This is a genomic window from Collinsella sp. AM09-41, from assembly GCF_003473245.1.
Taxonomy (GTDB): Bacteria; Actinomycetota; Coriobacteriia; order Coriobacteriales; family Coriobacteriaceae; genus Collinsella.
This window is the reverse complement of the sequence record NZ_QRMJ01000001.1, coordinates 444815-458060: the sequence shown is the minus strand read 5'-3', so window position 1 is coordinate 458060 and position 13246 is coordinate 444815. Positions and strand designations below refer to the sequence as shown.

At 61.8% G+C, this 13246-nt stretch carries 9 protein-coding genes; 7 read left to right on the top strand and 2 right to left on the bottom strand.

All coding sequences use genetic code 11. The features are described 5' to 3' along the window. The first annotated feature begins 228 nt into the window (after window positions 1-228). From DW112_RS02005 to DW112_RS01990, 4 genes are all read left to right on the top strand, one after another. A complete protein-coding gene (locus DW112_RS02005; protein ID WP_117637647.1) occupies window positions 229-939 on the top strand; it encodes a TetR/AcrR family transcriptional regulator in 711 nt (236 codons plus the stop codon). A 12-nt stretch (window positions 940-951) separates the two neighbouring features. Then, the gene (locus DW112_RS02000) at window positions 952-5754 is read left to right on the top strand and encodes a 2-hydroxyacyl-CoA dehydratase (RefSeq protein WP_118328225.1); all 4803 of its coding nucleotides are present in this window, start codon (window positions 952-954) and stop codon (window positions 5752-5754) included. 415 nt (window positions 5755-6169) lie between these two features. After that, on the top strand, window positions 6170-7129 hold the full coding sequence (locus DW112_RS01995; protein ID WP_117756876.1) for a 3-hydroxyacyl-CoA dehydrogenase: 960 nt from the start codon (window positions 6170-6172) through the stop codon (window positions 7127-7129). A gap of 369 nt (window positions 7130-7498) precedes the next feature. Continuing rightward, on the top strand, window positions 7499-7849 hold the full coding sequence (locus DW112_RS01990) for a hypothetical protein (RefSeq protein WP_118094718.1): 351 nt from the start codon (window positions 7499-7501) through the stop codon (window positions 7847-7849). A gap of 125 nt (window positions 7850-7974) precedes the next feature. On the opposite strand, the gene DW112_RS01985 is transcribed toward DW112_RS01990, so the two are convergent. Together DW112_RS01985 and DW112_RS01980 are read right to left on the bottom strand one after the other, a co-directional pair. Beyond that, window positions 7975-9114: a DUF389 domain-containing protein gene (locus DW112_RS01985; RefSeq protein WP_118094717.1), complete on the bottom strand. Its 1140-nt coding sequence runs from the start codon at window positions 9112-9114 to the stop codon at window positions 7975-7977. A gap of 215 nt (window positions 9115-9329) precedes the next feature. Beyond that, window positions 9330-11033, bottom strand: coding sequence for an OPT/YSL family transporter (locus DW112_RS01980; protein WP_118094716.1), 1704 nt, complete (start codon window positions 11031-11033; stop codon window positions 9330-9332). Window positions 11034-11225: 192 nt separating this feature from the next. On the opposite strand from DW112_RS01980, the gene DW112_RS01975 reads away from it, so the two are divergent. The 3 genes from DW112_RS01975 (at window position 11226) to DW112_RS01965 (ending at window position 13138) form a co-directional block, all read left to right on the top strand. After that, the gene (locus tag DW112_RS01975; RefSeq protein ID WP_117637653.1) at window positions 11226-12077 is read left to right on the top strand and encodes a type III pantothenate kinase; all 852 of its coding nucleotides are present in this window, start codon (window positions 11226-11228) and stop codon (window positions 12075-12077) included. An 85-nt stretch (window positions 12078-12162) separates the two neighbouring features. After that, window positions 12163-12687 (top strand): dCMP deaminase family protein, encoded by a 525-nt coding sequence (locus DW112_RS01970; RefSeq protein ID WP_099432128.1) that lies wholly within the window; start codon window positions 12163-12165, stop codon window positions 12685-12687. 172 nt (window positions 12688-12859) lie between these two features. Beyond that, entirely contained in the window at window positions 12860-13138 is a 279-nt protein-coding gene (locus tag DW112_RS01965) for a NifU family protein (protein ID WP_117637654.1), read from the top strand. The last annotated feature ends 108 nt before the right edge of the window (window positions 13139-13246 follow it).

The window sequence follows — 13246 nt, the reverse complement described above, 5'->3', positions numbered from 1 at the left end:
CTTTGCAGAACTTGGGCTGCCGTCGACACCATTCTACCCACGAATGACATTTTGGACAATCGGCAATGCCACTCCAAAAAATGGATGCAACCTAGGAGGACGCCGAATGTGGCAAAGGGACAGTCCCTTTGCCACAACCCAAATATTGCCTTTACGTGTTGATGCACACGGTGTGCAATAATACTCGCACTGTGCAATAGCGCACAGGCTGAGTAACAAGGAGGACGCTTGTCCCAGCTCGAGAAATGCGACCGCCGGTCCCTTCGCTCGCAGCGTGCCCTTCGCCAGGCACTTGCCAGCGAGCTTGCCGAAAGCGGCGACCTTTCGCGCATTAATGTCGCGTCGCTCACCGAGCGCGCTGGCCTTACGCGCCGCACGTTCTATTCGCATTACCGCGATATCCCCGACTTTATCAATCAAATCGAGGACGGCTTGCTGGCCGAGATCCGTGAGCGCATTGAGCTCATCACCGCAGCTCAGCTGCCCGATCTCTACCACAACATCGATGAGCTCGAGCCGGCGCCCGGTTCGGTTGATCTGCTGCGTTATCTTGCGGCCAACCGCGACTTAATCGGTGCGCTGCTGGGTCCGGGCGGCGACCAGGCCTTTATTAAAAGGATTATCGACACCGCGCGTGAGGCTGTGGTGCCGCGTGCGCAGACGGGCATTTTGGGCCTAGCGCTGGGTACGTTCTTTGACTACTACGTCACCTACGTTGTGAGTGCCGAGGTCGGCATGATTCAGCGCTGGTTTGAGCGTGGGCTCACCGAATCGCCCGAGGCCATGGCACGCATTATGACGGTTATCGCCTTTGTGCGTCCCGGCGACTTGTATGGCCAACCCATCGATATCAACGTGCCGGAATACGGCATGAAGCTATTGAACTTGCAGCTCGAAGACGCGGTCGACACCGCCGTGTCCGTTGAGTCCCATAACTAAGAGGAGAGACAGATGAGCAAACTCGTCGAGGGCATTAAGGACCGTATGGTCGCTGCCGCGCGTGAGGCCGCGCCCGCCGTGGCGGATGCCGCGCAGAAGGCGGCGACCGCTGCTGCCGAGATAGTCACTGAGAAAGTCGCCGAGGCTAAGAGCGCGGCGGGGGAGGCATTCGTTGCCGGCGCAACGACTGACGCAACCGCGGCCAACGCTGCAGATCCCGTAGCCGCTACCGCTGTCCACGCCCCCGAAGGCGCGATCTTCAACCCCGAGGCCGCCCGCGGCAACCTGCACCTGGGCATCGACGTGGGCTCCACCACCGTTAAGCTCGCTGTGCTCAACGACGACAACCAGATTGTCTACGCCAAGTACCAGCGTCACCACACCGACGTCCGCGCTTGCGCCCGCGACCTGTTCGAGGGTGCTGCGACCGTGCTGCCGACGGCCCAGATGACCTGCGCCATTACCGGCTCGGGCGGCCTGCTGCTGTCCCAGTGGCTCGACCTGGAGTTTGTCCAGGAGGTCATCGCCAGCAAGCGTGCCGTCGAGACCCTCATTCCGGCCACCGATGTCGCCATCGAGCTGGGCGGCGAGGACGCCAAGATCATCTACTTTGACAACGGCATCGAGCAGCGCATGAACGGCACCTGCGCCGGCGGTACGGGCGCGTTCATCGACCAGATGGCAACCCTGCTGCACACCGACGCGAGCGGCCTCAACGAGCTCGCGGCCAACGCCACCACCATCTATCCCATCGCTAGCCGTTGCGGCGTCTTTGCCAAGACCGATGTGCAGCCGCTCCTCAACGAGGGCGCCCGCCCCGAAGACGTGGCCGCCTCCATCTTCCAGGCCGTTGTGACCCAGACCATCTCGGGCCTGGCGTGCGGCCGTCCCATTCGCGGCAACGTCGCCTTCCTGGGCGGCCCGCTGCGGTATCTCTCCGAGCTGCGCCACCGCTTCTACCTCACGCTCAACCTGGACGAGGAGCATCGTATCGTGCCCCAAAACGCCCACCTGTTTGTGGCGAGCGGCGCCGCCATGGCGCACGAGTCCAACAAGCTCAGCACGTTCCCGCAGCTCATCGAGGCTATCGACAGCTTAGGCGACACGCAGGGTGCCGAGGTCGAGCGCCTGGATCCGCTCTTTGCCACCGACGAGGACTTTGCTGAGTTCAAAACCCGCCACGACCAGGAAGTCGTCCCCAAGGGCAAGCTCGACGGCTACACCGGCCGCGTGTTCATTGGCATCGACGCCGGTTCCACCACCATGAAGGCCGCACTCGTGGGCGAGGACGGTCAGCTGCTGCACACCTGGTACGGCAACAACAACGGCGACATCCTAGGCACGGCCAAGGTCATCATGGCCGATTTCTACAACCACATCCCTGCCGGCTGCACCATCGGCCACGTGACTACCACGGGCTACGGCGAGGCGCTGCTCATCGAGGCCCTCAAGGCCGATTCCGGCGAGATCGAGACCGTTGCGCACCTGCGCGGCGCCAAGGCATTCCTGCCCGGCGTCGAGTTTATCCTGGACATCGGCGGCCAGGACATGAAGTGCCTGCGCGTCAAGGACGGTGTCATCGAGCACATCATGCTCAACGAGGCCTGCTCGTCGGGCTGCGGCAGCTTTATCGAGAGTTTCGCTGTCTCCATGAACATGGACGTGCGCGCGTTCGCCGACGCCGCCATCCATGCCAAGGCCCCCGTCGACCTGGGCAGCCGCTGCACGGTCTTTATGAACTCGCGCGTCAAGCAGGCGCAAAAGGAAGGCGCCACGGTGGGTGACATCGCGGCCGGCCTGTCCTATTCCGTCATCAAGAATGCCCTGTTCAAGGTCATTAAGCTGCGCGACCCCAAGGAGATCGGCAGTCAGGTGATCGTCCAGGGCGGCACCTTTATGTCCGATGCCACGCTGCGTGCGTTTGAGCAGCTCACCGGCGTTCACGCCGTGCGCCCCGACATCGCCGGCTGCATGGGCGCCTACGGTGCGGCCCTGCTCGCCCGCGATCGCGCCGGCGCCGATGGCATTTCGACCATTCTTTCTGCCGAGGACATCGCGCACCTCACCGTGACGCAAAAGCATGTCCGCTGCGGCCGTTGCTCCAACAACTGCCAGCTCACCGTCAACGACTTTGGCGGCGGCAGGCGCTTCATTACCGGTAACCGCTGCGAGAAGGGTGCCGGCCACAAAAAGCAAAAGACCGAAGCCCCCAACCTCTTCAAAAAGAAAAACGAGCTGCTGTTTAACCGCGAGGTGCTGAGCCCCGACGAGGCCCCGCGCGGCACCGTGGGTATCCCGCGCGCACTCAACATGTACGAGAACTACCCCTTCTGGCACGCGTTCTTTACGCGCCTGGGCTTTAGCGTGCAGCTGTCCGACCAGTCGAGCAAGAAGACCTACCAGGCGGGCATCGAGTCCATGCCGTCCGAGAGCGTGTGCTATCCGGCCAAGATGAGCCACGGCCACGTGATGAATCTCATCGACCGTGACGTCGACTTCATCTGGATGCCGTGCGTGCGCTGGGAGCGCAAGGAGGATCCGACGGCCGGCAACTGTTACAACTGCCCCATCGTCATGAGCTACCCCACGGCGCTGGCGCTCAACGTCGACGAGATTCGTGAGCAGAACATCGAGTTCCTGTACCCGTTTGTGCCCTATCACGATAAGACCGAGCTCAAGCGCCGCCTGTACCAGGTGCTCGCCGTCGACCGTGTGGCCGATTCGCAAGCCGGTCGGGGTCGCGTACGCGGTCCCAAGATCACGCGCTCCGAGGTCGATGCCGCTGTCAACGCTGCCTTTGAGGCCGATGCGCGTTTCCACGAGGACATCCAGACCATGGGCGAGGAGGCTCTTAAGTGGGTCGAGGACCACGGTGGCCACGGCATTGTGCTCGCCGGTCGTCCCTACCACAACGATCCCGAGATCAACCACGCCCTGCCCGAGCTTATCTCGAGCTTTGGCTTTGCGGTCTTTACCGAGGATTCGCTCGCGCATCTCGTGAAGCCCGAGCGGCCCATCCGCGTCGTCGATCAGTGGATGTACCACAGCCGCTTGTATGCCGTCGCCCGCTTTGTGACGATGCGCAACGACCTGGACTTGATCCAGCTCAACTCCTTCGGCTGCGGTCTGGATGCTCTGACCACCGACCAGGTGCAGGAGATTCTGGAGGCCAGCGGCAAGATCTACACCGTGCTCAAGATCGATGAGGTATCCAACCTAGGTGCCGCGCGCATCCGCATCCGCTCGCTCATGGCCGCGCTTAAGGACCAGGAGGCCGAGCGCTTGGCCGAGGCTACGGCAGCGGGCGAGGCCTACGAGCAGGGCGACGCCGCGCCGGTGGCACCCTCCATGGATGCTCCCGCATTCGCGAGCCGCAAGTACACGTTCGAGGCGCAGCGTGAGAGCGCCTCGACCGCATGGCCCAAGGTGCCCTTTACCGAGCAGATGCGCGAGGAGGGTTACACCATCCTGTGCCCGCAGATGGCGCCGATCCACTTTGACCTGGTCAAAGAGGTGTTCCGCGGTGCCGGCTACAACCTGGAGCTGCTGCCCTCGACTGACCACGATGCCGTCGAGGCCGGTCTGCGCTATGTGAACAACGACATCTGCTATCCGTCGATCCTGGTGACGGGTCAGATCATGGAGGCCATCGAGAGCGGTCGGTACGACCTGTCCAAGACAGCCGTGGTCATCAGCCAGACCGGCGGTGGCTGCCGTGCCACCAACTACATCGCGCTTATCCGCAAGGCCCTGCGCGAGAGCGGCCACCCCGAGATTCCGGTGATCTCGCTTTCGGCCGTGGCGCTGGGCGAGGACAACCCCGGCTTTAAGATTACGCCGGCGCTGCTTAAGCAGGCAGTCTACGCGGTGCTCTTTGGCGACGTGATGATGCAGATGCTCTATCGTTGCCGCCCGTACGAGGCAACGCCCGGTGCGGCGAACGCACTCTACGAGGAGTACATGGCGCGCGCCCGCAAGCTGGCGCCCAAGTTCAACAGGCATAACTACACCAAGCTGTGCCGCGAGGCCATCCGCGCGTTCGATACCATGCCGCTTGTGGGCGAGGGCACCAAGCCGCGCGTGGGCGTGGTCGGCGAGATCTTGGTCAAGTTCCATCCCACGGCCAACAACCACGTGGTCGACGTCATCGAGCGCGAGGGTTGCGAGGCTGTGGTGCCGGGCCTGCTCGACTTCTTCCTCTACTCCATGAGTAACGCCGAACTGCAGAAGGACGAGCTGGGCAGCTCCGCCACGACGCGTGCGGGCATGCAAGCGCTCATCAAGCTCGTGGACTGGATGCGTACGCCGGTGGAAGAGATGCTCGAGAAGTCCCGTCGCTTTGAGGCGCCCGAGCGCATCGGTGCCATGGCCGACAAGGCCCGCACGGTGCTTTCGGTGTGCAACAACATGGGCGAGGGCTGGTTGCTCACGGCCGAGATGCTCGACCTGATCGACCATGGTGCGCCCAACATCATCTGCACGCAGCCCTTTGCGTGCCTGCCCAACCACGTGGTGGGCAAGGCCGTGATCAAGGAGCTGCGCCGCCAGCATCCCGAGAGCAACATCGTCGCTGTGGACTACGATCCCGGTGCGTCCGAGGTCAACCAGCTCAACCGCATTAAACTCATGATCAGCGTGGCCAAGGAGAACATGCGCGCCGGTAAGGGCTTTAAGCTCGAGAAGGTGGCGCCGCTCGCGATGGACGAGGTCACTGGCCAGATGCGTGCCCACGACGGCTGCGCGAGCTGCGGACCGGCCAGCGAGGAAGCCGTTGCGTCGGTCGCCGAGCGTCTGGGACGCGGCATTAAGAAGTAACTGGCCTGCTATGGGCTAGATATGAGACAAACGGGCGGTAGCGTATCGACTACCACCCGTTTTTGCTGGACATATGTTGCGTAAATGCCCCAACTATCACCCTTTGCGAACTTAGATTTCGGAAGTATGCGGCAAAATCTGAATAGGCCGAGCACACCGGATATGTCCAAGCTCTGTACCTGCGGTTTTATTGGCGAAAAACCAGGATGTGCTCAAGAGTTCCGGAATTTGCCGCATACTTCCAAAAACGACGTCTCGGTGGCACCAAAAACTGTCCTCGGAACCCTGAGATAATGAACATATGTAGCCGTTTGCCGCGAAATACCGCCCGTTTATAGAACCCACCCCCAGCGTGCGTCATCCTTACGGTTGAATAAATACACATCTATGGAATTACGTAAGAGAGGACCGTTCCATGAGCTACAAGACCGTTTGTGTTGCCGGCGGCGGCGTGTTGGGAAGCCAGATTGCCTTTCAGGCTGCCTACTGCGGCTTTGATGTAACGATTTGGCTGCGCAGCGAGGGCAGCATCGGCCGCACCCAGCCCAAGATCGATCGCGTGCGCAAGGAGTACATCGCGGCAATCGAGGGCATGGCGGACGGTACGGGCGAGTGGTGCGCCGGTATCGCCGATGGCACCCAGCCCTTCGACAAGGAAGCGGCGCTCGCCGCCGTCGAGCGTGCCTACTCCACACTCAAGCTGGAGCTCGATCTTGCCAAGGCCGTGGCCGACGCCGACCTGGTCATCGAGTCTATGGCCGAGGACACCCAGGCAAAGATCGACTTCTACAAGAAGCTCGCCCCGGTTCTGCCGCAAAAGACCGTCATCGTGACCAACTCATCCACGCTGCTGCCGAGCACCTTTGCCAAGTACACCGGCCGTCCCGAGAAGTACCTGTCGCTGCACTTTGCCAACTCTATCTGGAAGAACAACATGACCGAGGTCATGGCACAGGACCAAACCGACAAGCGCTACTTCGACGAGCTCGTCGACTTCGCCAACGACATCCGCATGCTTGCCCTGCCCGTCAACAAGGAAAAGAACGGCTACCTGCTCAACTCCATGCTGGTACCGTGGTTGCTTTCGGGTCTTGACCTGTACGTTTCGGGCGTGAGCGACCCCAAGAGCATTGACCTCGCATGGACGCGTGGCACCGGCGCTCCCAAGGGCCCGTTCCGCGTATTCGACACGGTGGGTATCCAGACGGCCTACAACATCGTCATGCAGTATCAGAAGGTGCCGGGCTTGGTGAGCCCGCTGCTCAAGAAGATGATGATGCCCTACAACTTTAAGGCTATGGCGTCCGTCCTCAAGAAGATGCTCGACGAAGGTAAGCTGGGCGAAAGCTCGGGCGAGGGCTTCTTTACGTACTAAAAATGATCTCTTGGGGGCGGAAGCGTTGGGGATCTACGGTAGTATGCGACAAGATCTGAATAGGTCGAGCAAGAGCCGTAGCGCGCGTTGACGTTTGGCCAATAGAACGCAAAAATGCACCGTTCGCCGATACTCCTCTCGCGAGTGGTTGCCATATGGTTTGATGTTGTAAACATATGATTGCCGGCAGGCCGTAGGTGACATTCGCCATGATATCGGAGGTACCAAGTATGTTTCGTGCTCCGTTAAACAAGTATCGGGCTGGTTAATATGGGCCGCCGTACTATCTCGATAACCCTTGCAGTGGTTTGCCTAGCTGTGCTCCTGGGCGCTATAGGGCAGTTCGCTATAAGTCGAGAAACATCCTATATGCAGGAATGTGCTTCCGAAGGCTTTGCCATTGACGGTTACTATCGGGATGACGAAACAAGTCGGGAAACCCTGGCTTTTCTTGAGGAGGACAACTGTCGATGGCAGCTGGTCGACCAAGACGGAATCTGCACAGACGGGCAGTTTAAGCGTACGGATGACCCCAACATCCTGATATTAAAGAAGGAAAACGGCGAAGAATTCGGTACGGTCCACGTGGCGTATATTTCGCGCCGACGCGATCAGGGCTTGCTCTACCTATTTAGAGATACCAAGGTGACCCGTTTTTATCTGGTGAGCACCGATCCGGCGTTTATGGTGGAGTCAGGCGATGTCGATGTGGACAGTTGATTCACGGCAATAAATCAGCGAGCGGGGCGCGGCCATGGACCGCGCCCCGCTATTTGCTCGTGGCCCGCGTCACGTCTGCGCCATGTCGTGACTCGCGGCTGCGCGCATCCATCCCACGTCGCGTATTACTGCACATCAAACTCCACGCGATCGAGCTCGGGCACATTGAGGTCGATGAGCTTGCGGGCTACACGGCGGTCGTGTGCCCCAAGCGCCTCGCTTGTCGTCACATGGGCGACAACCTCGCGCTCGACAAGGCCCTCCTCCTCGCCTTCGGTGGCCGAGGTCTCGACGGCAACGTTGTAATCCTTAAAGCCCGGCAGCACCGCGGCAAGCTCGCGCGTGGTTTCGGTGACGCCGTAACCGTCCTGCACGCCGGCCTGCGCCGAGCCAATAGACCCCGCCGTCATAACGATGCAGGGGATGGCAAAGATCACCGTGCCCACGATGATGCGGCGGCGCACCTTGTGTGACAGCTCATCGACCTCGGCGTTTTCCTCGGCGGTCACAATGCCGTCGCCGTTGAGGTCACGCTTGAGCGGCACGCGCAAAAGAAGCAGCACGGCTTCGGCAGCCAGTGCGATAAAGACCACGTTGATGCCAAACTCGTAGAGGGCTGAAAGAAACAGCGACCCGCTCGCGATGGCGATGCCATAGCCCGCCGCGCACAGGGGCGGCATGAGCGCGGTCGCCACGGCCACGCCGGCGATGAGCGTGGCGGGTTCCTGGTCGCGCGAGTTGCCCAGTCCGCCCGCAAAGCCGCCCGCGAGCGCGACGGCAAGGTCCCACACAGTCGGTGTCGAGTTGTCGATGATGGCGGCCGTGGTGGTGCCAAGGGGCGAGAGCTTAAAGTACAGCGTGGACGTGATTAGACAAAAGACCATCTGCAGCGCGAGGCCGGCAATTGCCTCGACGGCAATCTCGCGGTCGAGCGTGGCGATGCCGTATGCCATGGCAAGGACCGAGCCCATGAGCGGACAGATGAGCATGGCGCCCACGATGGCAATGTCCGAGTCGATATCGAGGCCGATGCTCGCGATCAACATGGCAATGATCAGGATGCATAAGTGCGAGCCAGTCAGGCGCGCCCCGTTTACAAAGCGCTTGCGAATCACGTGATAGGGCGCGCGTCCCTCGCGAATGTTGAACGCCTGCTTAAGGAAACGGGTAGCATTCTCCATGGCCTCGCTGTGTGCAGGGCGTATACCGTGACGACGATGATGACGCTCGCGCAGCCGCTTGATCTGTTGTTTGTCGAGTTCCATGCTTACCTCGTTTAGCTTCTGAGCCGCTTCTTGCGTCTGCCGTCTTTACTCTACACCGCGTTAGGCGAGGTGTCAGACAAGGTTTGTTGACCTGGAAGTCAGGACAATCGACATGGCTAAAACGCCGTGAGGATCATAAGAGTCAAATAGACAAAAAAGCGCGGGGCCGGTTTGATTCCGACCCCGCGCTCTGCGCTGGTGCGTTGTTGTTCGGTCTACCCCAGCAGGCTCAGACCAACAGAGACAAACGCCAGGATAACGCCGACGATGGACTCGCCGCCGAGCAGGCCGCTGGCGACGACCAGGCCCTGCTCCTGGAAGGCGGCATCCTTGGAGGCCTTCTCCTCGTCCGAAAGACCGGCAGCGGCGTCGCGGTGAGCGGCCCACTTGTCGTAGGCGAGCTTGACGCAGGAGCCCAGGAAGGCCGTGAGCGACATGTAGAACGGCAGGTACACGCCCAGGCCGATCATCATGGCCGGAATGCCGAGCCAGTACATGACGATGCCGGCGATAAAGCCGCCTGCGAACCACGGCACGCTCGGGATGCCCGAGACCATGGTGGCGACGACGCTTGCCTGCGCGGCCACAAAGCTCTTGTCGGGGCCGAAAGCATCCGGACCATAGGCGGTGACGAGCGCGACCATGACGGCAGCGGCGACCAGGGCGCCCACGATGCCGCCGATGGCCTGGCCGATCCACTGCGCACGCGGGTTGGTGCCCAGCACGGCGCCGGCCTTAAAGTCGTTCATGACGTCGCCCGCAAGGCCGCATGCCACGGCCACGATGCCGGCGATAAAGAACAGCTTGACCTGGGCGATCTGTGCGAAGGCAGCCACGATGAGCATGACGATGAGGCCGAAGATCTCCATGGGGTCGATGCCCGTCTGGCCGCAGCTCTGCGCGCTCATGATGGTGGTGACAAAGGTGAACAGCGTGACGATGACGGCCGGGACGGGGCCAAGGTCGAGCGCGATGGCGACGATCACGGCGATGGCGGCAGTACCCAGGCCGATGATGCCGGCGTCGAGCTTAAGCGAGCCCGAGATGAGCGACTGCTCGTCGGTGTCGCTGGAGCTGTCGGCGGCGAGGCCGCGGGCGATGCCGGCGACCTGCGGCAGGATGTCCTTGAGGACGACGGCGACGCCAAAGCCCATCATGAGGCCCATGCCCAGGGACTTGACGATGCCCTGCGCGGTCACAATATCGAACAGACCGGCAGCGGTGCCGCCCACGATGATGCCAAAGTTGCCCAGCAGGGCGCCGGCAAACCAGAAGGCGACCGGGGCGAAGCCCACGAGGAAGCCGACGGAGAGCAGCATGGGCGAGTTGTAGATGCCAAAGGTCACGCCGGGGATGTTGAGCGTGCATAGCATGCTGGGCACCACGCCCAGAGCGTCGCGAAGCACGCTGTAGATGCCTGCGATGGCCATAGAGCCAAAGAGCTGCTTGCCGGTCTTGCCGCCGGCCTCGGTGGCGCGCAGGGTCTGAGCTGCGGCGTTGCCGGTGGGGAACTCCAACGCGGCGTCTACGATAAAGTGGCGGTGGATGAGTGCCGTGGCCAACAGGCCCAGGATAGTGCCGGCGAGTGCCACGATAAACATGTCGAGCCAGCTGATCTGGTTGGCATAGCCCAGCATCCAGGCGCCCGGGATGGTAAACGCCAGACCGCCGGCGACCATGGCGCCTGCGGACATGATGGTGTGGGTGACGTTTGCCTCGTTGAGGCTGGCGTTGCCCATGAGCTTAAGGAAGAACAGCGAGATGACGGCAGCGAAGACGATTGGCCAGGGGAGTGCGCCCATCTTGAGGGCGGTGTAGGCCGAGCTTGCCGTGATGATCACGCAGCCAAGGACGCCGATGACGACGCCGCGCAGCGTGAGTTGCCCGCGCATCGAAGCGCGGTTCGAGGGATTGCTCATATAAAACTCCTTTGCGTATATCCGCTTCCCCCGGGAGCGCCGTTACGGATACGGCGCGGGAAGTCGGGTTACCAAGGGCCGCCGCGTGAGCTCGCAAACGACCGCGCACCAGTATAGCCGCAAGCTAGTCATTTTGGGATGACTGGTTTAGGTAGGCGATATACTGCTGGACAGACGAAAGGAGTGCCGACGATGCTTAATGGGTGCGCATATATATTGACGGTCGACGTGGGCAACACGTTCATTCGCTTTGGCCTGTTTGCCGAGGATTCGGCCGCGGCACAGGAATGCCCGCTTGCGACGTGCGAGATCACGACGCCGTCGAGCATTACGGCCGACGAAGCGCGTATGCGTCTCGCTCAAGTCATGGCCGCGCTGGCGGCCGATGCGGGCATGCCCGGCGCGCTCGTTCCCGCAGCTGCAGTCCTGAGTTGCGTGGTGCCGGCGCTCGAGCGTCCGTGGAAGGCGGCACTTTTTCGCACCTGCACGGGGCGCGTGCTCACCGTGGGGCCGGGCCTCAAGACCGGCATGCCCGTCCGCTACGACGACCCGGCCGAGATCGGCCCCGACCGCATTGCCGACGCCGTGGCGGCCCGTGCCGTCTACGGCTCTCCGTGCATCGTGATCGACTTGGGTACCACGACCAATATCGAGGTCATCGACGCGCGCGGCACCTTTGTGGGCGGCGTCATCGCGCCGGGTCTGGCGCTTGGCGCCCGCTCGCTTTCGGCTGCTGCGGCGCGTCTGCCGCAGGTCGAGCCCTCGGCACCCACGCATGTGATCGGCCGCAACACGCGCGAGGCCATGCGTTCGGGCGTGGTTCTGGGCGAGGTGGCCCGCATCGACGGCATGCTCGACATGGTGCTCGCCGAGATGCGCGCGACCAAGGCCGCGGGGGAGGGCGACGTGCCCATCGTCATTACCGGCGACGATGCCGAGGCGCTCGCGTCGCTGGTCGGCCACAGCCTGACGGTAGACGACGCGCTGACGTTGCGAGGACTCGCCGAGCTCTACCGCATCAACCAAAAGCCCCGCCGCGTGTAAAAGTGAGGGCGCCGGTGGGACAAACGCCCCCCACCTTTCACCTGCTACAATGGGTCAAACTATTGCGATTACGGAGGTGTCTGCCATGTCGGACGATCTTCATCAAACTTCGTCAGGCAAGCGCCTGGACGTCATTAGCTGGGACGAGTTCTTTATGAGCGTGGCCATCGCCGCACAGCGCCGCAGCAAGGACCCCAACACGCAGGTGGGTGCGTGCATCGCCAGCACCAACCACCGTATCCTTTCGGTGGGCTACAACGGTACGCCCTCGGCGCTCAACGACGACTTTTTCCCGTGGGGTACGAGCGACGACCCGCTGCAGGACAAGCACAACTACGTGGTCCATGCCGAGGCCAACGCCGTGCTCAACTACCGTGGCTCGCTCAAGGACCTCGAGGGTTCCACGGTCTACGTCACGCTGTTCCCGTGCCACGACTGCGCCAAGATTTTGGCGCAGGTGGGTGTGGGCGAGGTTGTCTACCTGGACAACAAGTACGCCGACACCGACGACGGCCGCATCAGCCGCCGCATTCTCGACTCCTGCGGTATTAGCTACCGCCAGGTTATCGTCGATGTTCACATCGGTACCGAGGGGCAGGCTCAGCAGTAGCGCGTGACAATGCCAGCTGGTAACAACAGGCAGCTAAAAGATCCCCGTCCCAAATTGACTGCTCGTGAAAGTCGTGTCCGCGCGCATGGATGGCTCGTGAGCGGGTACATGGCTGTAGTAACATAGCCCCTGTCCGCGGGCGTGCCCGCGTTATTGTGAGAAAGGAGCCCCTGTGGCTGTTAACGAAGAGCTGCTTAAGAAGGTTCTTGAAGAGATTCGCCCCAACCTGCAGGCCGACGGCGGCGATATGGAGTATGTGGGTGTTGACGACGAGGGCGTCGTCAAACTGGAGCTGCAGGGTGCCTGCGCCGGCTGCCCTATGAGCGCGCTGACCCTGTCCATGGGTATCGAGCGTATCCTCAAGGAGCATGTGCCCGGCGTTACCCGTGTCGAGCAGGTTAATGCCTCCGGCGAGACCGACGACCTGTACGACGAGTACGCGCCGTTCTAAGATGCGAAAGCTGCGGACGGTACGCTTCGCATAGACGTTACGCCCAAATATGCGGCTGCGAGCGTAAGGCCCGCGGCCGCATTTGTATGTAGGGAGCAGGGGGATCGA

Bases quoted from the DNA above. Each gene is read 5' to 3' on its own strand.
- DW112_RS01990 (WP_118094718.1), top strand. From the start codon at position 7,499: ATGCAGGAATGTGCTTCCGAAGGCTTTGCCATTGACGGTTACTATCGG.
- DW112_RS01985 (WP_118094717.1), bottom strand. From the start codon at position 9,114: ATGGAACTCGACAAACAACAGATCAAGCGGCTGCGCGAGCGTCATCAT.
- DW112_RS01975 (WP_117637653.1), top strand. From the start codon at position 11,226: ATGCTTAATGGGTGCGCATATATATTGACGGTCGACGTGGGCAACACG.
- DW112_RS01980 (WP_118094716.1), bottom strand. From the start codon at position 11,033: ATGAGCAATCCCTCGAACCGCGCTTCGATGCGCGGGCAACTCACGCTG.
- DW112_RS01995 (WP_117756876.1), top strand. From the start codon at position 6,170: ATGAGCTACAAGACCGTTTGTGTTGCCGGCGGCGGCGTGTTGGGAAGC.
- DW112_RS02000 (WP_118328225.1), top strand. From the start codon at position 952: ATGAGCAAACTCGTCGAGGGCATTAAGGACCGTATGGTCGCTGCCGCG.
- DW112_RS01970 (WP_099432128.1), top strand. From the start codon at position 12,163: ATGTCGGACGATCTTCATCAAACTTCGTCAGGCAAGCGCCTGGACGTC.